The sequence below is a fragment of the Beijerinckia sp. 28-YEA-48 genome (genome assembly GCF_900104955.1).
Lineage (GTDB): Bacteria > Pseudomonadota > Alphaproteobacteria > Rhizobiales > Beijerinckiaceae > Terripilifer.
In genome coordinates this window covers 39,951-63,290 of sequence record NZ_FNSI01000001.1, presented here as the reverse complement: position 1 = coordinate 63,290, position 23,340 = coordinate 39,951, and the positions used below count along the sequence as shown (strand labels likewise).

The 23,340-nt window shown below is 61.5% G+C and carries 22 protein-coding genes and 1 tRNA gene; 19 read left to right on the top strand and 4 right to left on the bottom strand.

Annotated features, from left to right (window positions below; all coding sequences use genetic code 11):
* Positions 1-41: 41 nt before the first annotated feature.
* From BLW50_RS00290 to BLW50_RS00240, 11 genes are all read left to right on the top strand, one after another.
* Positions 42-1,355: a PQQ-dependent sugar dehydrogenase gene (locus BLW50_RS00290; RefSeq protein WP_090696119.1), complete on the top strand. Its 1,314-nt coding sequence runs from the start codon at positions 42-44 to the stop codon at positions 1,353-1,355.
* Between the two features lie 14 nt (positions 1,356-1,369).
* Positions 1,370-1,942 (top strand): c-type cytochrome, encoded by a 573-nt coding sequence (locus tag BLW50_RS00285; RefSeq protein WP_170849904.1) that lies wholly within the window; start codon positions 1,370-1,372, stop codon positions 1,940-1,942.
* A 215-nt stretch (positions 1,943-2,157) separates the two neighbouring features.
* The gene (locus BLW50_RS00280) at positions 2,158-3,132 is read left to right on the top strand and encodes an ABC transporter substrate-binding protein (RefSeq protein WP_090696117.1); all 975 of its coding nucleotides are present in this window, start codon (positions 2,158-2,160) and stop codon (positions 3,130-3,132) included.
* 13 nt (positions 3,133-3,145) lie between these two features.
* The gene (locus tag BLW50_RS00275; RefSeq protein WP_090696116.1) at positions 3,146-4,126 is read left to right on the top strand and encodes a Bug family tripartite tricarboxylate transporter substrate binding protein; all 981 of its coding nucleotides are present in this window, start codon (positions 3,146-3,148) and stop codon (positions 4,124-4,126) included.
* Between the two features lie 12 nt (positions 4,127-4,138).
* On the top strand, positions 4,139-4,942 hold the full coding sequence (locus BLW50_RS00270) for a class II aldolase/adducin family protein (RefSeq protein WP_090696115.1): 804 nt from the start codon (positions 4,139-4,141) through the stop codon (positions 4,940-4,942).
* A gap of 203 nt (positions 4,943-5,145) precedes the next feature.
* The gene (locus BLW50_RS00265; protein ID WP_090696114.1) at positions 5,146-5,805 is read left to right on the top strand and encodes a histidine phosphotransferase ChpT; all 660 of its coding nucleotides are present in this window, start codon (positions 5,146-5,148) and stop codon (positions 5,803-5,805) included.
* A 114-nt stretch (positions 5,806-5,919) separates the two neighbouring features.
* The gene (locus BLW50_RS00260) at positions 5,920-8,496 is read left to right on the top strand and encodes a hybrid sensor histidine kinase/response regulator (protein ID WP_090696113.1); all 2,577 of its coding nucleotides are present in this window, start codon (positions 5,920-5,922) and stop codon (positions 8,494-8,496) included.
* A complete protein-coding gene (locus BLW50_RS00255; protein ID WP_090696112.1) occupies positions 8,493-9,005 on the top strand; it encodes a chemotaxis protein CheW in 513 nt (170 codons plus the stop codon). The genes BLW50_RS00260 and BLW50_RS00255 overlap by 4 nt, the downstream gene beginning before the upstream one ends.
* 24 nt (positions 9,006-9,029) lie before the next feature.
* Positions 9,030-9,395, top strand: coding sequence for a response regulator (locus tag BLW50_RS00250; RefSeq protein ID WP_090696111.1), 366 nt, complete (start codon positions 9,030-9,032; stop codon positions 9,393-9,395).
* A 22-nt stretch (positions 9,396-9,417) separates the two neighbouring features.
* Positions 9,418-10,065 (top strand): CheB methylesterase domain-containing protein, encoded by a 648-nt coding sequence (locus BLW50_RS00245; RefSeq protein WP_090696110.1) that lies wholly within the window; start codon positions 9,418-9,420, stop codon positions 10,063-10,065.
* Entirely contained in the window at positions 10,062-10,904 is an 843-nt protein-coding gene (locus tag BLW50_RS00240; RefSeq protein ID WP_090696109.1) for a CheR family methyltransferase, read from the top strand. The genes BLW50_RS00245 and BLW50_RS00240 overlap by 4 nt, the downstream gene beginning before the upstream one ends.
* A 55-nt stretch (positions 10,905-10,959) precedes the next feature.
* Here the strand turns inward: BLW50_RS00240 and BLW50_RS00235 are convergent, their stop codons facing one another.
* Positions 10,960-11,661 (bottom strand): response regulator transcription factor CtrA, encoded by a 702-nt coding sequence (locus tag BLW50_RS00235; RefSeq protein ID WP_090696108.1) that lies wholly within the window; start codon positions 11,659-11,661, stop codon positions 10,960-10,962.
* Between the two features lie 529 nt (positions 11,662-12,190).
* Here BLW50_RS00235 and BLW50_RS00230 point away from each other — a divergent pair.
* The 4 genes from BLW50_RS00230 (at position 12,191) to BLW50_RS00215 (ending at position 16,531) form a co-directional block, all read left to right on the top strand.
* Positions 12,191-12,586 (top strand): flagellar export protein FliJ, encoded by a 396-nt coding sequence (locus tag BLW50_RS00230; protein WP_090696107.1) that lies wholly within the window; start codon positions 12,191-12,193, stop codon positions 12,584-12,586.
* A 195-nt stretch (positions 12,587-12,781) separates the two neighbouring features.
* Positions 12,782-13,834 (top strand): lysylphosphatidylglycerol synthase transmembrane domain-containing protein, encoded by a 1,053-nt coding sequence (locus BLW50_RS00225; protein WP_090696106.1) that lies wholly within the window; start codon positions 12,782-12,784, stop codon positions 13,832-13,834.
* 231 nt (positions 13,835-14,065) lie between these two features.
* A complete protein-coding gene (locus BLW50_RS00220) occupies positions 14,066-15,778 on the top strand; it encodes a carbamoyltransferase C-terminal domain-containing protein (protein WP_090696105.1) in 1,713 nt (570 codons plus the stop codon).
* Between the two features lie 42 nt (positions 15,779-15,820).
* Positions 15,821-16,531 carry an SGNH/GDSL hydrolase family protein gene (locus BLW50_RS00215; protein ID WP_170849903.1) on the top strand — a complete coding sequence of 237 codons (711 nt, stop codon included), beginning with the start codon at positions 15,821-15,823 and terminating at the stop codon, positions 16,529-16,531.
* Between the two features lie 27 nt (positions 16,532-16,558).
* Here BLW50_RS00215 and BLW50_RS00210 read toward each other — a convergent pair whose 3' ends face one another.
* A complete protein-coding gene (locus BLW50_RS00210; RefSeq protein WP_090696103.1) occupies positions 16,559-16,834 on the bottom strand; it encodes a CtrA inhibitor SciP in 276 nt (91 codons plus the stop codon).
* Between the two features lie 358 nt (positions 16,835-17,192).
* Here BLW50_RS00210 and mnmA point away from each other — a divergent pair, with 358 nt between their 5' ends.
* Together mnmA and BLW50_RS00200 are read left to right on the top strand one after the other, a co-directional pair.
* Positions 17,193-18,383, top strand: a complete 1,191-nt coding sequence (mnmA, locus tag BLW50_RS00205; protein ID WP_090696102.1) for a tRNA 2-thiouridine(34) synthase MnmA — start codon at positions 17,193-17,195, stop codon at positions 18,381-18,383.
* A gap of 57 nt (positions 18,384-18,440) precedes the next feature.
* Positions 18,441-19,100 (top strand): class I SAM-dependent methyltransferase, encoded by a 660-nt coding sequence (locus BLW50_RS00200; protein WP_090708476.1) that lies wholly within the window; start codon positions 18,441-18,443, stop codon positions 19,098-19,100.
* Between the two features lie 94 nt (positions 19,101-19,194).
* Here the strand turns inward: BLW50_RS00200 and BLW50_RS00195 are convergent, their stop codons facing one another.
* Positions 19,195-19,617, bottom strand: coding sequence for a winged helix-turn-helix transcriptional regulator (locus tag BLW50_RS00195; protein WP_090696101.1), 423 nt, complete (start codon positions 19,615-19,617; stop codon positions 19,195-19,197).
* Positions 19,618-19,716: 99 nt separating this feature from the next.
* On the opposite strand from BLW50_RS00195, the gene BLW50_RS00190 reads away from it, so the two are divergent.
* The gene (locus tag BLW50_RS00190) at positions 19,717-20,280 is read left to right on the top strand and encodes an NADPH-dependent FMN reductase (protein ID WP_090708474.1); all 564 of its coding nucleotides are present in this window, start codon (positions 19,717-19,719) and stop codon (positions 20,278-20,280) included.
* A 59-nt stretch (positions 20,281-20,339) separates the two neighbouring features.
* On the opposite strand, the gene ligD is transcribed toward BLW50_RS00190, so the two are convergent.
* Complete coding sequence (ligD, locus tag BLW50_RS00185; protein ID WP_090696100.1) at positions 20,340-22,931, bottom strand: DNA ligase D; 2,592 nt, start codon at positions 22,929-22,931, stop codon at positions 20,340-20,342.
* A gap of 202 nt (positions 22,932-23,133) precedes the next feature.
* Here ligD and BLW50_RS00180 point away from each other — a divergent pair.
* Positions 23,134-23,210: transfer RNA gene (locus tag BLW50_RS00180), tRNA-Met, on the top strand.
* Positions 23,211-23,340 lie beyond the last annotated feature (130 nt).

Genomic DNA, 23,340 nt, shown 5'->3' with positions numbered 1-23,340 from the left:
CGCAAGAAGTTGCAGCCGGCTGACGAGGAGGAGGAATTATCATGCATCGTTCGCTTGCATTCACGGCGCTTTCGCTATCGGCGACGTTAGCCTTCAGTGCCGTCGCGCTGGCCCAGCAACCGGCCCCGGCTGCGCCAGCAGCTCCTGCCGCACCATCAGCCCCTGCAGCTGCTCCGGCCGCGCCCGCCGGGCCGCCTGGCCTGAGCCGCATGGATCTGTCGAATCCCACCGCCAGCAAGCAAGACACCAAGCTCGCGCCGATCCCCGTGCCACCGCTCGCCACTGCGGTCGATCGCCTGCCACTCGACAAGATCAAGCTACCACGCGGCTTCAAGGCGGAAGTCTGGTCGAGCGGCCATCCGGGCGGGCGCACCATGGTGGTCGGGCCGAAGGGCACGATGTTTGTCGGCACCCGCTCGCTGGGCCGCGTCTATGCGATCACCGACAAGGACGGCAAGCGCGAGGTGAAAACCCTGCTCACCGGCCTCACCCAACCCAACGGCCTTGTGGTCAAGGACGGCGCGCTCTACGTGCTCGCGATCAATCGCGTGCTGCGCTACGACAATATCGAGGACAAGCTGGCCAATCCGGGCGAGCCCGTCGATCTCACCGAGAAATTCGGCCTGCCGCCGGAAGCCCATCACAATTGGAAATATGCCGCCTTCGGTCCCGATGGAAAGCTCTACATCCAGGTCGGCGCCAATTGTAACATCTGCGAGATCAACCCCGGCGTTCACGGCCAGATTCGCCGTTACAATCCCGATGGCTCGGGCATGGAAATCGTCGCGCGCGGCGTGCGCAATACCGTCGGCTTCGATTGGCATCCGATCACCGGCGAATTGTGGTTCACCGATAACGGCCGCGATTGGGCCGGCAATGCCGGACCGGAAGATGAGCTGAACCGTCTGCCCAAGAACATGGTCGGCGCCAACTTCGGCTTCCCCTATTGCCACGCCAACGGCATTGCCGATCCCGACATCAAGAAGCCGAACGCCTGCGCCGGCGTCATCTTGCCGGCAGCCCTCACCGGCCCCCATGCGGCGGGCCTGGGCATTCGCTTCTACACCGGCTCGATGTTCCCGGCGGCCTATAAGAATGTCGCCTTCATCGCTCGTCACGGCTCCTGGAACCGTGAACAGAAGTTCGGCTACGATGTCGTCGTCGCGCGCACCTCCGGTGGCAAGGCTAGAATCGAGCCGTTCCTGACCGGCCTGCTCGACACCAAGGACAACAAATTCTACGGTCGTCCGGCCTATGTGTTGCAGATGCCCGATGGCGCGCTGCTCGTCTCCGACGAACAGAATGGCGCGATCTACCGCATCAGCTACGGTTCTGGCCAAACCGCCAAACGGTAGGGACGATGAAACGATTGAACCGTGCATTCGGACTGGCGGCCATTCTCTTGGCCGCCAGCATTTCCGCCAACACCGCCACCGCACAGGCGCTCAAAGAGCGCCTGGAAACCTGCGCCGCCTGCCATGGCGAGGACGGCAATTCCAAGATGGAGAAATTTCCATCGCTCGCCGGCCAGCCAGAATTCTTCGTGCTCAACCAATTGGTGTTGATGCGCGAGAACGTGCGTCAGGTCGAGCAGATGATGCCCTTCGTCAAGGAGCTGAAGGACGACGAAATCCAGGCCTTGGCGGAACACTATTCCAAGCTCAAGCCAGAGCCGAGCGATGAAGCCGCCGATCCCGCGCTCGTCAAGCAGGGCGCCGAACTGGCGCAGCGTCTGCGTTGCGCGTCCTGCCATGGCGATGGCCTTGAAGGACGCGAACAGATGCCGCGCCTCTCCCGCCAGCGCATCGACTATATGTTCGAGGCGATGAAGGCCTTCCGCGACAATCGCCGCAGTGGCGCCGACACGGCCATGACGGCGGTGATCGTCGGCACATCCGACCACGACCTTCTCGCCCTCGCTCACTACGCAAGTACGAAATAGATCTGCAAAAGATCGCCATTTGCACTCTCGACGTTCACCCGGAACCGGGGCAAACTGCCCTCCGGAGGACAGATGCGTATCGCGCCCTAAAGCGTTTTCGAGCGAAGTGGATTCCGGTTCGCGTGAAGAAAACGCGTCAAGCAAGAGCCTGAAGTCTTTCACCGTGAAACGGTGAAAGACTCTAGAGCGTGATCGCTCGCACCGGGAGGAAACTTATGGCGTATCGTTCAAGGTATCTGCCTGCCCATTTGCCTGCGCTCTTCAGCCTTATGATCGCAACTGTTTTGCCCTCGCTGGCCAGCGCACAGGATGTCGTCAAAGTGGCGATCCCCCAGCGCGGAAACTGGGAGACCTCCGTCGCTGATGTCGGTCAGCGCGCTGGCATTTTCGCCAAACACGGCATCAAGGTTGAAGTTCTTTACACCTCCGGCGGAGGCGAAACCTTGCAGGCGCTGATCTCGGGCAGTGTCGACGTGGCCATCGGCACGGGCACCGCCTCCATCATGGCCGCTTTCGCCAAAGGCGCGCCGATCCGCCCCATCGCGTCTTCAACCTCGGGTGCGCGCGACATTTTCTGGTATGTCCCCGCCAACTCGCCGCTCAAATCCCTGAAAGAAGCGGCCGGCAAAACCATCGGCTTCTCCGCCGGCGGCTCTTCCTCCAACATCGCCACCTTGAAGCTGATCAAGCAAACCGGCGTGGCGATGACACCGGTGGCGACCGGCACGTCGCAAGCCACCTATGCGCAGGTCATGTCCGGACAGATCGATGTCGGCTGGTCGGCCGTGCCCTTCGGCATCGATCTTCTCGAAGACAAGAAGATCCGGCTTCTCGCTCGCTACGACGACATTCCCGAATATCGCAACATGACGGCGCGCATGCACGTGGCCAATCTCAACTTCATCGAGAAACGGCCCGACGTGCTGAAGCGCTTCCTCGCTGCTTACAACGAAACCCTCGACTGGATGTACAAGGGCGACGAAGGACTGCTGATTTTCTGCAAGATCTATGACCTTCCGGAAAAAGAGATCCGTATCGCGCGCGACCAGTTCACCCCCAAGGAGGCGCTGGATCTGAAACGCCGCGTCGGCATCGATGTGGCCATGGAAGATGCGCTGGCGCTCAAATTCATCAGCAAGCCACTGACCGAAGCCGAGCAGAACGAGCTGTTCAAATATTACTACAAGTAGCAGGGCGGAACATATGACCAGTAAAGCGGTTGGAATGAAGGCGGCGGCGCTGGTCGCCGCCGTGGTTGCCTGTGCGTCCACATCAGCGATGGCGGAGGATTTTCCCTCACGTCCGCTTAAATTCGTTGTCGGCTTCGGCCCCGGCGGCCTGGGCGACATCGCCGCCCGCGCCGTCGCACAGAAAATGAGTGTTTCGCTCGGCAAGCCAGTGGTGATCGAGAACATGCCCAGCGCCGGCGGCATGCAGGCGGCAGCGTCCGTCGCCCGTGGCGATGCGGATGGTCATACGCTTCTGCTCGTCAGCGGCCAGAACGCCATCTCCCCATCGCTGTTCAAATCGGTGCCCTTCGATTGGAATACCGACTTCGCCGCGGTGGCGACGATCAGCGTGTTCGACTTCGTCATCGTCACCGCCAAGGACAGCCCGCTGCAAAAGGTGTCCGACCTGCTGCAGCGCGCCAAGGCCAATCCTGCTGGCTTCAACATGGGCACGATCAGCACAGGCAGCGCGCAGAATCTCGCTGCCCTGCTGTTCTCCTCCATGGCCGGCGTCAAAATGCAGATCGTGCCGTTCCGCACCACCGGCGACGTCACCACCAATGTGCTGTCGGACCAGATCCAGGTGGCCTTCGAAACCGTGCCGGGCGTGGTCGGTCAAATCCAGTCGGGCAGCCTGCGCGCCCTGGCCGTCTCATCGGACAAACGGGTCTCATTCATGCCCGATGTTCCCACCGTCGCGGAGGCTGGTATTCCTGGCTATACGCTGATCTCGTGGAACGGCGTCGTCGTGCAGAAGAAGACGCCGAAAGCCATCATCGCGCGCCTCAACGCCGCCATCAACGAGGCGCTGAATGCCCCCGATGTCAGCAAAATGTTCGTCGGCATCGGCATCAATCCACGTCCCGGCCCGCCCGAAGCCCTGCAGGCGATCTATGACACCGACCTTGCCCGCTGGCGCAAAGTGATCGCCGATGCCAATATTGCCCAGCAATAGGGACAAGCGATTATGAACACCGATCCACGCATCGAAAGCCGCTCGGCGCGCCCGGCGCACATCAATGAAGCCGAGTGGCAGACCCGCGTCGATCTCGCCGCCTGCTATCGCCTCGTCGATCATTTCGGCATGTGCGACCTGCACCTCAATCACATCTCCGCCCGGGTGCCAGGCAAGGAGGAGCATTTCCTCATCAACCCCTTCGGCATGATGTATGAGGAGATTACCGCTTCATCGCTGATCAAGATCGATCTCGACGGCCAGATCATCGCCAATTCCAACCCGGATTATTCGATCAATCTGCCGGGCTATGTCATTCACAGCGCCATCCACGGCGCCTGCCCGGATGTGGTTTGCATCGTTCACACGCACACCGATGCCGGCATGGCGGTTTCGACGCTCAAGAGCGGGCTCCTACCGCTGACGCAAACAGCCATGCGCTGGGGCAAGATCGCCTATCACGACTTTGAAGGCGTGGTGGTCGATCTCGACGAGCGCGGTCGCCTCGTCGCCAATCTCGGCGACAGCGAGGTGATGATTTTGCGCAACCACGGACTGCTGGCCACAGGCAAGAGCATCGCCCAGGCCTTCAGCAACATCTATCGGCTGGAGCGCGCTTGCCGCACGCAGCTGCTGGCGATGGCCTGCAATTCAGAGTTGAATATTCCGCCGCAAGATATCATCGCGCGTTCCAACCAGCAGCTCGCCGTCTCGCCGACGCGTGATGCCAAGGGCAACGTCCGCGCCCAGGGGGCGATCGAATGGCCGGCTTTGAAGCGCATGCTCGACCGGCGCGATCCCTCGTATAAAACCTGATCGAAGGCCGCGTCACAAAAGCAGATCTCCCCACTATGTGGGGTCTGGCCATCAGCGGCGGTCGAGATTATTCCTTATCGCTACGAAAGAGTGATGATTCGCTAACCACGTTAGGGATTTGTTCACCAGATTTCCGTCATTTTGCCAGTCTGCGCCCGGCCGCCGCTGGTAACTTGTCGCATCGCAGCCATTGGGATTTTCACATGCCGACCTTTTCGCTCGACGCTCTCGATCTGGCCGCCTTGCTCTGCTCCAAGGTCTGCCATGACGTCATCAGCCCGGTTGGTGCCATCATCAACGGCCTGGAAGTTCTCGAAGAGGAAAAAGACGCGGAAATGCGGAAGTTCGCCAACGAACTGATCCGCAAGAGCGCCCACACCGCTTCCGCCAAACTGCAATTCTGCCGCCTCGCCTTCGGCGCCGCCGGATCGGCCGGCGCCTCCATCGATACCGGCGATGCCGAACAGGTGGCGCGCAACCTTTTGGCCGACGACCGGCTGAAATTCGAATGGATTGGCACCCGCCAGCTGATGCCGAAGAACAAGGTCAAGCTGATTCTCAATCTTTGCCTGATCGCCTCCGCCTGCGTGCCTCGCGGCGGCCTGCTGCGCGTCGTCATCAGCGGCGAGAACGACACCACCGACGTGTCGCTCGAAGCCTCCGGCCCCAATCTGCGTCTGGCCAGCGGCGTTCCGACCCTGATCGCCGGCGAGCCCGAGACGGGCAATATCGATGCCCACGGCATCCAGGCCTATTACACCGGCCTTGTTGCGCGCGCCTGCGACATGCAGGTCAACGTCACCGTGACGCCTGAAAAGGTCGCCATCAGCGCCCGCCCGGCGGCCCTGGCCGCCGCCGCCTGATCCGGGCAAACCTTAAACCCGGACCAGTCTTTAACCCCGAGGGCAACCAGCCCTTAACCCATTGTGTGCACTGTTCTAGCGCCGCGCGGAGTAGCGGCGGGACAGGCGTGCGTAATGGATGAACTGCTCAGCGAATTTATCGTCGAAGCCAACGAGCAGATCGAAGCCGCGGCCTCGCAGCTTGTCGCGTTCGAGCGCGAGCCGACGAACTTCGACAGCATCACCAGCATTTATCGCCTCATCCACACCATCAAAGGCACCTGCGGCTTCCTCGACCTGACGCGTCTCGCACGCCTCACCCATGCGGCGGAAACCCTGATTTCGCGCATCCGCGACGAGCGCGTCGCGACCCCTGCCGCCGTTTCCCTGATCCTCTCCACGGTGGACCGCATCCAGTCGATCCTCGATGGCCTGGAGAAGACTGGCAAGGAACCGGTCGAGGACGACAGCGATCTCATCGCGACCCTGGAAGGCCTGGCCGCCGCCGACCTTCCCGCTCCCACCGACGATCTCTTGGCCAACGATCTCTTGGCCAACGATCTCTTGGCAATGCCAGCGAAGGCCGAGGAGCCTGTCGCCGAAAAGCCACCGGTCGCCGCAACACCGGCTGCGTCGCACACGCCATCAAACCGCGAAAACGCCAGCATCCGGATTGCGGTAGGCGCCGTCGAACGGCTGATGCGCCTGGTGTCGGAACTGGTGCTGACGCGCAATCAGCTCGCCGAGATCACCCGCCACGCCAGCGCCGGCGAACTGGCCCTGCCGATGCAGCGCCTGTCGGCGATCACGACCGATCTACAGGACGGCGTGATGCAGGTGCGCATGCAGCCGATCGATCGGCTGTTCTCGAGCCTGCCGCGCCTGGTGCGCGACCTCGGTCACGAACTCGGCAAGAAGATCGACCTCATCGTCGAAGGCTCCGACACCGATTTCGACCGGCAATTGGTCGAACTGCTGCGCACGCCGCTCGTGCATATCATTCGCAATTGCGCCGACCACGGCATCGAACCCGCGGCGGAGCGGCTGGCGATCGGCAAGCCGGCTACGGGACGCATCCGCGTCTCGGCCAGTCATGAGGCGAGCCATATCACCATCGAGGTCGCCGATGACGGCCGTGGCCTCGACAGCGAAAAGATCCGCGCCAAGGCCCAGGCCTTAGGCCTGGCCAGCGCGGCGGACCTCGCCGGCCTGTCCAAGGACGAGCTGACCGATTTCATCTTCGCCCCCGGCTTTTCCACCGCCAGCCACGTCACCCAGGTTTCCGGTCGTGGCCTCGGCATGGACATCGTGCGACAGACCGTGGAGTCGATTGGCGGACGCATCAGCCTGTCCAGCCAACCGGGCGTCGGCTGCGTCTTCAAGCTGAACCTGCCGCTCACGCTCGCTATCGCCCCGGCGCTCATCGTCACCTCGCACGTTCACCGCTTTGCCGTGCCTCAGCACGCGGTTCTTGAAGCGGTCGCCTGCCAGCCTGGCGGCGTCAACTACCTCGATATGACGCAGAACGCGCTTGTCCTGCATCTGCGCGACAAGGTCCTGCCCGTCATCGATCTGGCGCGTCACTTCAACCCTTCGGCGCCGCCGACACCAATCGATCGCGAGCAGCTTGTCATCGTCCTGCGCTCGGGCACGGCGACTTTCGCGGCCACGGTCGACACGATCACCGACATTCAGGAAATCGTCGTCAAGCCGCTCGGCGCCTCCCTGGCCGACATCTCCGGTTTCGCCGGCAATACGATTCTGGGCGATGGCTCGGTAATCCTGATTCTCGACATCGCCAGTCTCGCCGCAACGCTCGGTCTTACCACCTCGACCAGTTTCCGGCCGGAAGAAAAAGACGACGGCGAGTATCATAAGGAACCGATGCGGATGATCGTCTTCCGCGCCGGCCCCGGCCCGCGTAAGGCCGTCCCGCTCTCGCAGATCTCCCGCATCGAGAATGTCGCCACCTCCGACATCGAAAGATCCGGCGGCACGTATATCCTCAAGCGCGGCACCACCATCATTCCCCTGGCCGCCTGCTGGGAAGCCGACTTCTCCACCCAGCCGCAATGGCCGGTTCTGATCATCGGGGTCGCTGGCGAACCCATGGGGCTCGCCGTATCCGAGATCATCGACATCATCGATGAACCGATGAACATCGACATTCCCAGCTCCGTTCCCACGCTGCTCGGCTCGACGACCCTCGCCGGGCAGACCACGGAGATCATCGATCTCGCCCATTACATGCAGATTGCCTTGCCCGATGCCTTCCGGCGCGGCCATGCCCGCAAGTTCAGCGTGCTCCTTGTCGACGACAAGCAGTTCTTCCGCGACCTGCTGGCGCCAGTCATTTCCGCTGCTGGCTATGACGTCACCGCCGTCGGCACCGGCACCGAGGCGATCCGCCTGGTCGAACGCGGCATCGATTTCGATGCCGTGATCACCGATATCGATATGCCCGATATGAACGGTTACAAGCTGGCGCAAACTCTGCGCGCCAATGAGATTTTCGGCACGCGCCCGATCATCGCCATCGACGCTTATGCCGGCCCCACCATCGCCGCCGCCGCGAAAAACGCCGGCATGACCGACGTGGTCGGCAAGTTCGATCGTGCAGGCTTGATCGGCAGGCTAAGCACCGCCCTGGAGGCGGAAACTTTCGGCAATTCGTCCATCGAAAGAAGCGCCTTCAAAGGAGCGGCCGCATGAACCGCCCAGAGCTCGAACGCCGCACCGGCGCACCGATTTCCGCCGCACAATCCCAGCGTCTGCGCGCCACCGCCTCATCGCTCGTCTTTACCGTCACAATCAATGACGAAACCTTCGGCCTGCCGATCGAACATGTGCGCACCGTGTTCCGCGTGACCGACATCACGCCGATCCCTTTGGCGCCGCCTCATATCCTTGGACTGATCAACCTGCGCGGCAAGATTTTGACGACGATCAGCTTGCGCCTGCGGCTCGGCCTGCCGCCCGACACCCAGAGCGAGCCCTTCGCCGTCTGCCTGAAATACGACGACGAAGATTTCGCTTTGATCGTCGACGCGGTCCAAGATGTTGTCGAACTGCGCGAGACGGATCGCTTGCCGCCGCCCACGCATATCGCCGACGCGCGCGCGCAACTGACGCTATCGATCTACCACTGGAACGCGCACCTGTTGCCGGTGCTCGACATATCGAAAACGATTTTGGCCAACGGGACGGCGCAAGCCGCCTAATGGCTGAGAGGACGGAGAACTATCATGAAGCACATCCTGATCGTCGATGATTCCACCGTCATCCGCAAAATCGCCAAGCGCATCCTGGAAGGGCTTCATTTCGAAACCTCGGAAGCCGATGATGGCGAAAAGGCCTTGGCCATGTGCATGGCAAGAATGCCCGATGGCATCCTGCTCGACTGGAACATGCCTGTGATGGACGGCATGACCTTCCTGCAAAAATTGCGCAGCCACCCGGAAGGCGCGCATCCGAAAGTCGTCTTCTGCACGACCGAGAACGATGTCGCCAATATCGCCCGCGCCATCCATGCCGGCGCCGACGAATACATCATGAAGCCCTTCGACACCCGCATCGTCCAATCTAAGTTCGAAGAAATCGGCCTCGCTTGACGACACGCAGGTTAAGACCGGCATGACCGCGAGCGCCACCAGAGCCACATCCGCGAAGCCGTCCGCCATGGCACGGCCGAAGGCGATCGCCATCGGCGCCTCCGCCGGTGGCCCGGAAGCCTTGGCGACCCTGTTCCAATCCCTCACCGGCTGCGACATTCCGGTTCCGATTTTTCTGGTCCTGCACATGCCGGCGGATTTTTCCGCCATGGTCGCCGCCTATATCGAGCGCATCAGTGGCCGACCGACCAGCCCGGCAACGGACGGCTTGCCGCCTCTGCCGGGCCATATCTATGTCGCCCCCTCCGGCCGCCACTTACGGCTCAGCGGACGCCCCAGCCGCGCGCTCATGCGGCTTGATGACGGCGACAGCGAAAATTTTTGTCGCCCTGCCGCCGACGTTCTCTTCCGCTCGGCCGCCGCGACCTACGGCCATGGCCTGCTCGCCTTGGTGCTAACCGGAACAGGCCAAGACGGTCTCGCCGGATCCGCCGCTGTTGCCGCGGCCGGCGGTACCGTCATCGCCCAGGATGAAAGTTCGAGCGCCGCCTGGGGCATGCCCGGCGCCGTCATCGAACACGGCTACGCCTCCATGGTCCTGCCCATCACCGTCATGGGTCCCAAGATCGCATCATTGTTCCACGCCCCTGAACCTGGACGTGCCACATGAACGACCGGATTGAACAGCTCCGCGCCTTTCTGCAGACGTCCACCGGTCTCGCGTTGGAACGCGATCAACGGCAGGCCATCGAACAACGCCTGTCCCCCGTGGCGGCGCGGTTTGGCATCGCTCAGGTCGAAGATCTGATCGATCGTCACCTGCAGCAGCGCGACCCGCAGCTTTCAGCCGCCGTCGTCGATGCGATGATGACCAACGAGACCTTCTTCTTTCGCGATCGCAAACCGTTTGAACTGTTTCAGCAGGTCATCCTGCCCCGGCTCTTGGAACGTAAGCAGGAGCGCCGCCTTCGCATCTGGTCGGCCGCCTGCGCCACGGGCCAGGAGCCTTATTCCCTCGCCATGATGGTCGAAGAAGCGGCCCACTCCTTGACGGGCTGGAGCGTCGAAATCGTCGCTTCCGATATTTCCGCGTCGGCGCTGGAGATCGCGCGCGATGGTCTCTACAACCAGTTCGAAATGCAGCGCGGCCTGCCGATCGCCTCGCTGCTGCGCCATTTTCAACCCGATCGGGACAAATGGCGGATTGCCGAACATCTCCGCGCGCGCGTGCAGTTCCAGCAGATCAATCTGATCAACGATTTCACCCGGCTGGGCACGTTCGACGTGATCTTCTGCCGCAATGTCCTGATGTATTTCGACCAGGCTACCCGCAAGGCTGTTCTCGCTCGCCTTGCCCGCTCGTTGGAGCCGGATGGCATTCTGATGCTCGGCGCGACGGAATTCACGCCCGGCGACAGCCCTTTCGCACCCATGGCGGAAAGCCCGGCATTGCTTCAGCTGCGCGCGCCTGTGTCGGAAGCCCAACGCAATCACCTCGCCATCGCGTAAGGCAAAATAAAAGCCCCGGTAAACCGGGGCTTTTATTTTTCGATCGGGCTTTCGATCAAGCCGTGATGCGCTCGTCCACGTCGCTGGGCTCGCGCAGCACATAGCCGCGGCCCCAGACGGTTTCGATGTAATTGCGGCCTTCGCTGGCATTCGCAAGCTTCTTGCGCAGCTTGCAGATGAAGACGTCGATAATCTTCAGCTCCGGCTCGTCCATGCCGCCATAAAGGTGGTTGAGGAACATTTCCTTGGTGAGAGTCGTTCCCTTGCGCAGGGAGAGCAACTCCAACATCTGATATTCCTTGCCGGTGAGGTGCACGCGGTTGCTGCTGACCTCCACCGTCTTCTGGTCGAGATTAACGACCAGATCGCCGGTCGTGATGACCGACTGTGCATGTCCCTTGGAACGGCGCACGATGGCGTGGATACGCGCCACCAGCTCGTCCTTGTGAAATGGCTTGGTCAAATAATCGTCGGCGCCAAAGCCGAGACCCTTCACCTTATCCTCGATGCCAGCCAGACCCGACAGGATCAGGATCGGCGTCTTCACTTTTGCGACGCGCAAGGTCCGCAAAACTTCATAGCCGGACATGTCCGGCAAGTTCAGATCGAGAAGGATGATGTCATAGTCATACAGTTTACCCAGATCGATCCCTTCTTCGCCGAGATCGGTGGTGTAAACGTTGAAATTCTCGGACTTCAGCATCAGTTCGATGCTTTGAGCCGTCGCGCTGTCGTCTTCGATCAGTAATACGCGCATGTCGTGTCCCCACTTTGTCCCGCAACTTCGACCACCCAACTGGAGCGTCGCGGCCGCAGACAAATCGCCAACGGAGCAATCCCGTGTTCTACCGGCTTGATAGTGTTAACGACGATTGGTTAACAAAGCGTGTTTTTCGCCTGGCTCATTCATACATAGAAAACGATTCATCGTGCAAATCTTTCAGAATCAGTGAGTTCGCATGTGAATTCGAATTAAAGTTTTGGATGAACAAAGCCCTATAAGGGATTCTGAGGACTCATCCTGGTAACGAATGGCCTCTGAGCCCCTGCTCGGCCTCCTGCCGGCCGGCGCAGACAGGCAAGACCGCGCCGCGCGCAAATCGCGCGAATCGCCTGTCAAAATCCACGTCCTTCACCCCACAAAATCCGTCCCCAAATCCGCCTCACGGTAACGAACCGGTTACGATGCTGTGGCATGGTGAATCTGTCTCGCGGTCAAAAGTAAACAGCCGGTGAAAACCCTGGGGGGATCGCCGGCATAGCGTTCAGCGTTTGGAGTTCGGGTAATGAAATCGCGGGATACCCTCATTCGACTCAAGAGATTTCAGGCGGACGAAAAGCGTCGTCGCGTCGGCCAGATCGAGGCCATGATCGCGGAATTCTCGCGCATGCAGGCCGAACTCGACCGCGAGATCGCGACCGAGGAACAGCGCTCCGGCAATTCCGACCCGAGCCACTTCGCCTATTCCACCTATGCCCGCGCCGCTCGTGGCCGCCGCGACAACATCAGCAATTCCGCCAACGAACTGCGCGCCCAGCTCGAAGAAGCCAAGGTTCAGCTGGAAGTGGCCATTGAAGAACTGGCCAAGGTCCAAAATCTCGAAGGCCGCGACAAAAGTGGCGAGCGCCTCGTCGACGTTCCGCGCCCGGATGCCATGATGCTCCGCCCTGCTGGCGCCTGATTTCTCCGCTTTTTGATATCCGGCATGGCCCAGATCCACGCGGTTTGGGCCATGACGCATTTTTATCGCGCATTTTCCGCGAATTACGCGAGGAATGTCTTGCATCGGTCATGAAGTCATGCACGGATCGCATGACTTCGGAGCGGCCTCGGCCGTGCCGAACAAGGGCGCCAGGACTGCCGCACGAGAGCGAATGTGAAACAACTGACGAAATTTTTTTGGCCCGTCATCGGTCTGGTGGCGGTCGTCTGGTCGCTTAAACTATTGTACGTGAAGCTCCTCGCGGAGGTCGCCGTCGATCCCTCTGTAAAGGCCATGCTCAAGACGGGCGGCTTTTTCAACGATCTTGTCATCATCGCCACGACGATCGGCGGCAAACTCTCAGCTATTCCAGCGCACAGTTATCTCTTCGCCGGCCTCTCAACGCTCGTCGCCTATGCAGCACTGGCTTGGTACGACCGCATCGCCTTGATCCATCTTGATCGGCAGAAGGGAATTTCCTGGCTCTATGTGTCGGTGTGTTCCTTCGTCACCTATGCCCTCTCCCACAATATCGGCGCATCGGTGTTTTCCGGCGGCATGGTGCGCTTTCGCGCCTACACGGCCAAGGGACTGACCGGCGCGGAAGTCGCCATTCTGGTGGCTCTGTGTTCGTTCACATTCGCCTTCGGCACCATCATTCTGCTTGGTTGGGTGCTGCTGTGGGAACCGCAGATCCTCAAGCCGCTCACCAGCTTGTCGTCGAGATTCGATCTTGGCGAAACGCCGGCACGCGTAATCGGCGTCTCCCTGCTGGTTCTTTGCGCGCTCTATACGATCGGCGCCTGGCTGCACTTCAAACCGCTGCAGATCGGCGGCTTCAAACTGGTCTATCCACGCATGCCCGTGGTGGCGCGCCAATATCTCGCTGCTCCGCTTGAACTCGCGGGCGCTGCCGGCATCATCTATTTCGCTCTGCCTGCCGACGGAAACCCCGGCTTCGCCATCGTGCTGGGTGCATTCCTGCTGTCGTTCTCGGCCGGACTGCTCTCGCAAGTGCCCGGCGGCGTCGGCGTGATGGAAGCGGTGTTCCTCGCCATCATGCCGCAAATTCCCGCAACCTCGGTGTTCGCCGCCTTGTTGGTCTGGCGCCTGTTCTATCTGATCATTCCACTGGTCTTGTCGATTCCGGCCATTCTTTTGTTCGAGCGCTCGCAGCTTGGACGCGCCACCAAAGACATCGAGCCGCCGACCGGGCTCAAGCACTGACCACGCCTGATCTGGCATTGACTTGGCGTTGACTTGGCGTTGACTTGGCGCCGGCATTAACTTTGCGGCCAAGCTGCGCCGCATTTGTCTTCAAAAAATCGTATTATTTCCTAACTTTACGGGCACAGGGATCGAATCCGCGCTTCCGTGCGTTGTGATTTTGACCATTCCTGCCCGAATGTTTGGACGGCCGCCAAGGCCCCCGCTTCAGGCATCAGCCTGTGAGGAGATATGGCGGTTATCCTAAGCGTTCACTGGGGCGTGCACGATTCAAGCGCGGCCTTGTTCGACGATTATACGCTTCTCGCTGCGGTGCAGAAGGAACGTCTGACCCGCATCAAGAAAGATGGCGGCGATCCCTCGATCTGCGTCGATGAAGTGCTTGCCATCGCGGGCCTCAAGCGCTCAGCCATCGACGTCGCCGTTTTCAGCCGCATGCTCGTCACGCGCGGCATGTTGCGCCAGCCGTTGCTCCGCTCCATCGCCGAAAAGCTACAAGGCAAATCGAGCAAGACAACCGATCTTGCTAACCGCATGCGCCGCGCCGTTAGCATGGATGCGAGCCGGGTCGTCAATGTTGCGGCGCTGCGCCGTCATTTTGGCCTCCCGCGCGGGACCACGATCCACTTCGCCAATCATCACGAAGCCCATGCTTTGCCAGCTCTGTTCCATACCGATTGGGACAATGCGCTGCTCTACACAGCCGACGGCTATGGCGACAACGTCAACTATAGCCAGCGCATCTTTCGCTACGAGCAGATCGACTGCCAGTTTGGCGACGACCGTTGGTTGCTCACCCCCTACCGCAACGACAGCATCGCGCGCGCCTATATGTACGTCACCGAGGCGCTCGGTTTCAAACCGCTGCATCATGAAGGCAAGATCACGGGCCTCGCCGCCTTTGGCGAACCTGCGCTCGCGGAAGCTTTCCGGAAGCCGTTCTCCGTCGACAAGCGCGGCATCATTTCCAGCGCGTTCAGCAGCGCCGATGAGCAGCGGGCCTATTATTTCAAAGCTTGCGCCGATCAACCGCGGGAAGTCTGCGCCGCCTCCATCCAAGTGGCGACGGAGGCCGTGATACTTGAATCGGTGACACGGATCCTGGAACGGGAGAGGGTTTCCCATATCGGCCTGGCTGGCGGCCTGTTCGCCAACGTCAAACTCAACCAGCGTCTTGCCGAGGAAACCGGCGCCGAGGAAGTCTTCATCGTACCGCCCATGGGCGACGAAGGCCTCACCATCGGTGGCGCGCTCGACTTTCTCCTGCGACGGGACGGAATGCCCACGTGGCTGCGGCAACGACACCGTCTCGACGGCATCTACACCGGTCGCGATTTCGATGCGAATGCGACAGCTCGCATTCTCAAGCATGACAAGCGCATTCACGTCGTTGAAGGATCGCTGGCAGCGACAACGGCCCGGCTGCTTGCCGATGGCCAGGTCGGCGCGACCTTTCTCGGGCCGATGGAATATGGCCCGCGCGCTCTGGGCGCCCGTTCGATCATGGCGTCTCCCCATCGCCGCGACATCAACGATTCGATCAACAAACGGCTCGATCGCACCGAGTTCATGCCTTTCGCGCCGGTCGTGCCAGAAAGCGATGCCGCCGATGTCTTCGATGTCACGTCAACCAACGCTTATGCCTGTCGCTTCATGACGATCACCTGCAACGTCAAGGGACAATGGGCGGAACGCATTCCAGCCGTCGTGCATGTCGACAATACGGCACGGCCGCAGATCATCACGCGCGATCCCAATCCGCTCTATTTCGACATTCTCGATGCTTTCAAGCACCAGACCGGCACGCCGGTTCTGATCAACACCAGCTTCAACGTCCACGAACAACCGATCATCAATACGCCCGAGGAAGCCGCCACGGCCCTCGTCGACGATCGCGTCGATTTTCTCGTTACACGCGATGCGATTTTGACCGTCAGCGGGTAGTTCATGTTCACCGCACGCGACATCATCATCTTCTGTATCGGCTTGGCGCTCGCCCTTTCCGTGTGCCTGATGATCGGCTGGATCCTCGGCGCACGCCGCCAGGGAAAACTCATCCGCCGCGATGCCAATCGCGCCACCTTGAATGCGCAAGCCAGGCTCCGCCAAGTCGACGGGGATTTCGTGCTTGTGGCGGGGGACTCGACCGTGGCGCATTTGGTTTTGAGCCCGATCGCCGATTTGCCGGTCATTGAAGTTGCGCTGCTGGGTCTGACCAGCGGGGAATTCCATCCCCGGATCACCCAGATCCTCTCCGGCCGCCGACCGCGCATCACCGTCCTGTCGATCGGCGCCAATGACGCGCTGCAGAAGGGCGCCAGCGAAGCGACGCGCACGAACTTCAAAGAGAATCTGCGCAAGATCGCCAATGCCGTCGAAGGCCGCGAGGCGACCTTCATTCTATCCCTGCCGCGGATCGACACCGCCGCGCCGGACTACGCCCATGGCGCTGCCGCGATGGAGAGCCTCAACCGGGATGCAAACGCCTTTGCCCGCGCGCATCGCTGGATCTATGTCGATGGCGCCCAGATCTGCGACGCTGCGGACCACCGCGGCGAGCCGATGTCCGTCGACGGGCTGCACCTGACGCCCGATGCCTCGCGGGAAATCGCGCAGGCGCTGCGCCGGCGGATTGCCGCCGTCATGGATATGAACAGCAAAAAGCCGGCCCCTGCGGACCGGCCTTTCCAAGCTTGAAACAAGTCTACCTGAAACGGCGAACCGTTACTGGCGATATTGCTGAATGCGCGTGGTACGCAAACCGGCCAGACCATGCTGGTCGATCGACATCTGCCAGCTCAGAAACTCATCGACGGTCAGGGTGTAGCGGGAGCAGGCTTCGTCCAGGGACAAAAGACCTCCCCGCACCGCAGCCACCACTTCAGCCTTACGCCGGATGACCCATCGCTTGGTGGTCGGCGGCGGGAGATCGGCGATCGTCAGAGGACTTCCATCGGGCCCGATGACATATTTGACCCTCGGGCGGTGGGGCTCGGTCATGTTACTCACTCGCGTACTAAATGGTGACCTCAACTATTGAGAACGGTACCTGCGCGGATTTAAAATTTGCCTAAGTGAGGCGCTGACTTTTCCCGTAAAAATCGCCTAAAACACTGCCATTTATTGCCAATTTCTTTCCAAGGCCGCGAAAGCGTGCCCGTTCGGAACAGGCTCAAACGGATGGTTAACCATAATTGCGGTCAGCCGAATTTTCGCCCCATTCACAAACCGGTTTTATTGCCTTGGCAGCCGGGCCGGCCGTCCCCACATAAAGCGACAACGCAAGCCTGACTGTTTGGCGGTTGCATTTGCCGCCAGAATGGTCTTTGACATCGGCCTGTTTCACGAGATTTGACCCATGTTTTCCGCCCGCAGCCTGGCAGAATCGTCTGGCGCCCCGCTGAATTCGCTTGGCTTGCCCAAGCCGGCGGGGGAAACGCGCGTGGTCGTCGCCATGTCCGGCGGGGTCGATTCTTCGGTTGTCGCCGCTTTGCTGGCCCGGGAGGGGTATGACGTCATCGGCGTCACCCTGCAGCTCTACGATCACGGCGCCGCCACCCATCGCAAGGGCGCCTGCTGCGCCGGCCAGGACATCAACGATGCCCGCCGCGTCGCGGAGCGCATCGGCATTCCCCATTACGTCCTGAATTATGAAGGGCTGTTCCGGGAAAAGGTCATCGACGCTTTCGCCGATTCTTATTTGGCGGGCGAGACGCCGATTCCCTGCGTTGCCTGCAACCAGCACATCAAATTCGCCGATCTGTTCAACACCGCCGTCGACCTGAACGCCGATGTATTGGCCACCGGCCATTATATCTCGTCGCGCGCCGTGGAAGGTTCGGACGACCGTGCGCTTTATCGCGCCGCCGACGCCGACCGCGATCAGAGCTATTTCCTGTTCGCCACCACCCGCGACCAGCTGCGCATGCTGCGCTTCCCGCTCGGCGACCGGCCCAAGGCGCAGGTGCGCGATCTGGCGCGTGAATTCGGTCTCGTTGTCGCCGACAAGCCCGACAGCCAGGACATTTGTTTCGTACCGTCGGGCAAATATACCGACATTATCGCCCGCCTGCGGCCCGAGGCTGGCGAGCCCGGCGATATCGTCCATATCGATGGACGCGTGCTTGGCCGCCACACGGGCATCGTCCGCTATACGATCGGCCAGCGGCGCGGCCTTGGCCTCACCGACCATGCGACAACCGGCGGCACGCCCCTGTTCGTGGTGAAGCTCGATTCGGCCAAGCGCCAGGTCATCGTCGGCCCGCGTGAGGCGCTGGCGACGCGCGCGGTGCATCTGCGCGACGTCAACTGGATCGGCAGCGGCGACTTCGCCACAATTCCCGCAGCCGGCGTCGAAATCGCCGCCCGCCTGCGCTCGACCCGCGCGCCAGCCCCCGCGGTGCTGCGCCGCGACGATACCGGCGCCGTGGTTGTGGAACTGCTGTCGGGCGAGGACGGCGTTTCGCCAGGCCAAGCCTGCGTCTTCTACGAAGACGCCTCACCGCGCGCCCGCGTCCTCGGCGGCGGCTTCATCCGCGCCACTGCATAGCCTAAGCTTGCGTATGCGGCTCGCACAAGGCAAGCATGCACGGTAGATATGGACAACATGGCCGGGGGCGACGAGAAGCGCGTGCAGACCATCACCAGTTCCAACGTCGAAGACGCTTACGCGCGCTGGGCGCCGGTCTACGACAATGTGTTCGCGCTGATCATGAAGCCGGGGCGCCAAGCCGCCGCTGACGCGGTCAATCGCCTCGAAGGCCGCGTGCTCGATGTCGGCATCGGCACCGGCCTCGAACTGCCGCTGTTTTCCACTCAAGTGAAGATCACCGGTATCGACCTCTGCGGCCCGATGCTGGACATCGCCCGCCGACGCGTCGCCGATCTCGGCCTCCGCAATGTCGAGGAGCTGCGCGTCATGGACGCCATGAACCTCGAATATTCCGATCACAGTTTTGACGCCGCCGTCACGCCCTACGTCATCACCACCGTGCCTGATCCGGCGCGCACCCTGGACGAAATGGTCCGCGTCGTGCGCCCAGGTGGTGAGATCATCATCGTCAATCACATCGGCGCCGAAAGCGGCCCTATCTCCTGGATCGAAGCGGCCATGGCCAAACAGGCGGCCAAACTCGGCTGGCGCCCGCAATTCCCCTGGTCGATCATCGGTGACTGGATCGCTGCGCGTCCCGAGGTCGAATTGCTCGAGCGCCGCACCCTGTCGCCGCTCGGCCTGTTCACGCTCGTGCGGCTACGGCGCAAATAGAGCGTTCACAGCGTTTCGCAGCTCGGCGGCATCGCCGAGCGCCATGAACGAGCGCCTTGAACGAGCGCCTTGAAGACCCATCAAAACAAAGCTTCTAGACAAGCCGCGTTTCTGTCGAAAGGCGACCTGCTCTAGGCTCTGGCAAGCCGGCGGTGGCCGGGCCGTCGTAACGCCGACGCGCCTCTTCTACCAGCGGCTGATGGGTGAAGGCCCATTGGCCCAGGGCCCGCACCGGTCCTTGCAACGATATGCCCAGGCCCGTCAGCTCATAATCGACTTGCGGCGGCACGGTCGGTCGCACCGTGCGGATGACGAAGCCGTCGCGCTCAAGACCGCGCAGGGTCAATGTCAGCATCCGCTGCGAAACGCCGTCGACCGCCCGCCGCAGCTCATTGAACCGCATCGGACCGGCACCGAGCGTCATGATGACCAGTACCGACCATTTGTCGCCGATACGGGTCAGGGTTTCCCGCACATGCTGACAATTGCCGGTGACACCCGTGTTCCTTCGTTCCATGCCTGTGCCTTCTTGCGCAAAGATCAGTTGGAAGTTAGGTAACATTTAGTAACTGGGGTACAAGCCCCATTGCTGCCTTTTCCGTCATTGGAGTTGCCCGTGCCGTCGAAACTTCACGTTATCATCACCAGCACCCGTCCTGGCCGTATCGGCCCAGCTGTCGGCAAGTGGTTCAACAGCTACGCCCAGAAGCATGGCGGCTTTGACTCGACATTGGTCGACCTCGCCGATTTCAATCTGCCGGTCTTCGACGAGCCGATGCATCCGCGCATGCAGAAATACGAGCACGCGCACACGAAGAAGTGGAGCGAGAGCGTCAAGTCGGCCGATGCCTATGTCTTCGTTGTTCCCGAATACAACTACAATCCGCCGCCGTCTTTCTTCAACGCGCTGAACTACGTCTACAACGAGTGGAACTATAAGGTGGCGGGCTTCGTCAGCTATGGCGGCGTCTCCGGCGGCCTGCGCTCGGCCCAGGTTGCCCGCTCGATGGCCACCTCCTTGAAACTGGTGACACCGCCGGAAGGCGTGCCCGTCCCCGCCGTCGGCGCTCTGCTCGACGACAAGAAGGAATTCAAGGGCAACGACGCGATCGAACTGTCCGCCAAGACCCTGCTCGACGAAATGCTCAAGTGGGATTCGGCGCTCAAGACCCTGCGTTGAACGACGCAAAGCGATTCGCCTGAAACAAACAGCCCTCCCGGTCTTGCGACCAGGAGGGCTTATTTTTTCTGCATCCGTTTCAACACATCGGCCAGAGAGCCACGGGCCTCATCATAGTCCGCCCATGGCTTGATCTTCTCCAGCAACGCCGGCGCCGTGCGCAGCGTGAACGCCTTGGGATCGAGCCCTTTGCGCACGCGCGTCCACGGCAATGGCATGGAGACCAGAGCGCCAGGGCGCGCACGTGGTGACAGCGGCGCCACGGCGGTCGATTTACGATCATTGCGCAGGTAGTCGAGAAAGATCCGCCCGCCCCGTTTCGCCTTCGCCATATTGACCACATAGCGATCCGGCGTATCGGCCTCCATGGCCAGACACAGCGCATAAGCGAAGTTCTTCGCCGTCGGCCAGTCCGCCAGCCCGCGCCCCTTGTCGATCAGCGGCACGACTACATGCAGCCCCTTGCCGCCCGTGGTCTTGCAGAAGCTTTCCAACTTCACCGCCGCGAGCCGCTCCTTCAGATCCTTCGCCGCCTCGATCACCGCATCGAAGGCAACGTCCGGCCCCGGGTCAAGATCGAACACCAACCGGCCGGCATGATCAGGATCTCCAGGCACGCCATTCCAGGGATGCAGTTCAAGCGCCGCCACCTGCGCCAAAGCCGCGAGCGCTTCCTTGTGATCGATGCTGACATAGGGCGGCTTCTCGCCCGCGATCTCCATCAGATCGATCAAATCGGACATGCCCTGCATGGCATGGCGCTGAAAGAAGCTCTCACCACCGATGCCATCGGGCATGCGCACGATGGAACAGGGCCGGCCCCTGAGATGCGGCATCATCCAATCGCCGACACTGTCGAAATACTGCGCCAGGTCGAGCTTCGTCACCGGCCGCCCATCGCCACCATCGGGCCACAGCGCCTTATTCGGTTTGGAAATATCGACGCCCATGACGCGGGCCAACGAGCCGGATCGTACAGGCGCCGCCGACGCGGCAATCGGAGGCAGTGTAGGTTTCGGCATTTCGACCACAACCTCCTGCGCTGGCTTGTCAGCGCGCAGCCCCTTGAATGCTGCCTGCCGCACCATGCCATCATCGGTCCAACCGGCGAATTCAATCTCGGCCACCAGCACCGGCTTCAACCAGTGGATCGTCTTGTCGGCCTTCGGCGCGCTCTTGCCGCTGAACGGACTACGTCGCGCCGCATGAGCCTTCAGTTCCGGCATCAGTTTTTGCACGACACTTTGGCCATATCCTGTCCCGATACGCCCGACATAGGCCAGCTTGCCGTCGCGATAGACGCCGCCGAGCAGCGAGCGGAAGGATTTGCCGTTCGACGTCCACGCGCCAATGACGACCTCATGGCCGGCGCGGCATTTGATCTTGCGCCACAGATCGCTGCGGCCGGAACGGTAAGGCGCTTCGAGCCGCTTCGACACGATGCCTTCCAGATGCAGCGCGCGCACCGATTGCAGAACCTCGTCGCCCTCGGACAGGAAATGATCGAGATAACGCAGCCGGTCGGTGCCATGTCCTTTAAGAAAATCGTTCAGCCGCAACTTGCGTTCCTGCAACGCTTGCTCACGCAGATCTTCGCCCTCAAGGAACAGCAGGTCGAAACCGAAGAACACCAGGTCCTGCGTCTGCGAGGCCGACAAGGCCGCCTGCAGCATCGGGAAGTCGGTTCTGCCGTCGCCATCAAGCGCTGCGATTTCGCCATCGATCATACAGTCCGGCAATGCGCCGGCCGCCTTGGCGATCTCGGGAAAGCGCTTCGACCAATCGAGGCCGGTGCGTGTCAAAACCTGCGCCTGCCCCGCCTCGACACGCAGGATGATGCGATAGCCATCGAGCTTGATCTCATGCGCCCAGCCGCTGCCCGATGGCGGCTGATCGAAAGCGGCACAGAGCTGCGGCGCGACAAACGCCGGCATCGCAGTCTTCTCCTTGCGCTTGTTCTCCTTGCCCTTGGCAGCCAGCTTGCGCGCGCCGGCGCTCTCCTTCGGCTTCGAATGCCAGATCGCATCAGGCGAAGGCCCCTTGTGGGTCATGAAGGGTTCCGGCGCCTTGCCCCGTCCGGCGGCGATCGCCTGTAGGCTTCGCCCGGAGGCGGCCGAACGATCGCCCTGCAACACGCCATCGTCATCGCCTTCGACCGCATATTCATCGCGATGCTTGATCAACAGCCAGTTGGTGCGCTTGCCCCCGTTGCGATCCTGCTTCATGCGCACCAGCACCCAGCCGCCCTTCAGCCGCTTGCCCTCAAGCACGAATTTCAGATCGCCCTTCAGCAACTCCTTGTGCGGATCGGCCGACAGCCAATAGCCCCGGTCCCAGATCTGCACCGTGCCGCCGCCATATTCGCCCTTCGGGATGGTGCCTTCGAAATCGCCATAGTCGAGCGGGTGATCCTCGACCTCGACCGCCAGCCGCTTCACCGTCGGATCGCGCGAGGGACCGCGCGTCACCGCCCAGGATTTGAACACTCCGTCGAGTTCCAGGCGTAGATCGTAATGCAGCCGGGTGGCATCGTGCTTCTGAATGACATAGCGCAGCGCCTGCGCCGGCACCGCGCGCGCCGCCCCCTGCGGCTCCTGGGTCTTCGAGAAATCGCGTTTGGCGCGATATGTCTTGAGCTTGCCTGACGCCACCGGCCCGCCTTTCCGACCCGCGCCTGTGGACAGTTGGCCCTGTTGGCCACCCCGCCGGCGCCTTGATCCCCCTGGATTTCCGCAAGATAGCGCAAGAACGCCGCTTAGCGCAGCCCACCCCACCAGAAGTGCCATCCCCTGCTTGACACCCCCGCAGCCTGCCCCCTATACCCCCGCTCATCCGGCGCGCCGGAGACCCCGTGGCGGGGTAGCTCAGCTGGTTAGAGCACGGGAATCATAATCCTGGGGTCGGGGGTTCGAGTCCCTCCTCCGCTACCACCCTGCCCCTCTGCTGGCGCAGGATGAATTCCAAAAATTTCCTGACAAGCGCAATGACCTGCGGCACGTTCGATTGTCCCTGGATTGTTTCGGACTCGGGATTGCCCAGGACTTACCCGCCCCGAACGAT

Coding starts and splice junctions, on each gene's coding strand:
- BLW50_RS00290 (WP_090696119.1), top strand. CDS start 42: ATGCATCGTTCGCTTGCATTCACGGCGCTTTCGCTATCGGCGACGTTA.
- BLW50_RS00280 (WP_090696117.1), top strand. CDS start 2,158: ATGGCGTATCGTTCAAGGTATCTGCCTGCCCATTTGCCTGCGCTCTTC.
- BLW50_RS00275 (WP_090696116.1), top strand. CDS start 3,146: ATGACCAGTAAAGCGGTTGGAATGAAGGCGGCGGCGCTGGTCGCCGCC.
- BLW50_RS00270 (WP_090696115.1), top strand. CDS start 4,139: ATGAACACCGATCCACGCATCGAAAGCCGCTCGGCGCGCCCGGCGCAC.
- BLW50_RS00265 (WP_090696114.1), top strand. CDS start 5,146: ATGCCGACCTTTTCGCTCGACGCTCTCGATCTGGCCGCCTTGCTCTGC.
- BLW50_RS00260 (WP_090696113.1), top strand. CDS start 5,920: ATGGATGAACTGCTCAGCGAATTTATCGTCGAAGCCAACGAGCAGATC.
- BLW50_RS00255 (WP_090696112.1), top strand. CDS start 8,493: ATGAACCGCCCAGAGCTCGAACGCCGCACCGGCGCACCGATTTCCGCC.
- BLW50_RS00250 (WP_090696111.1), top strand. CDS start 9,030: ATGAAGCACATCCTGATCGTCGATGATTCCACCGTCATCCGCAAAATC.
- BLW50_RS00245 (WP_090696110.1), top strand. CDS start 9,418: ATGACCGCGAGCGCCACCAGAGCCACATCCGCGAAGCCGTCCGCCATG.
- BLW50_RS00240 (WP_090696109.1), top strand. CDS start 10,062: ATGAACGACCGGATTGAACAGCTCCGCGCCTTTCTGCAGACGTCCACC.
- BLW50_RS00235 (WP_090696108.1), bottom strand. CDS start 11,661: ATGCGCGTATTACTGATCGAAGACGACAGCGCGACGGCTCAAAGCATC.
- BLW50_RS00230 (WP_090696107.1), top strand. CDS start 12,191: ATGAAATCGCGGGATACCCTCATTCGACTCAAGAGATTTCAGGCGGAC.
- BLW50_RS00220 (WP_090696105.1), top strand. CDS start 14,066: ATGGCGGTTATCCTAAGCGTTCACTGGGGCGTGCACGATTCAAGCGCG.
- BLW50_RS00210 (WP_090696103.1), bottom strand. CDS start 16,834: ATGACCGAGCCCCACCGCCCGAGGGTCAAATATGTCATCGGGCCCGAT.
- mnmA (WP_090696102.1), top strand. CDS start 17,193: ATGTTTTCCGCCCGCAGCCTGGCAGAATCGTCTGGCGCCCCGCTGAAT.
- BLW50_RS00200 (WP_090708476.1), top strand. CDS start 18,441: ATGGCCGGGGGCGACGAGAAGCGCGTGCAGACCATCACCAGTTCCAAC.
- BLW50_RS00195 (WP_090696101.1), bottom strand. CDS start 19,617: ATGGAACGAAGGAACACGGGTGTCACCGGCAATTGTCAGCATGTGCGG.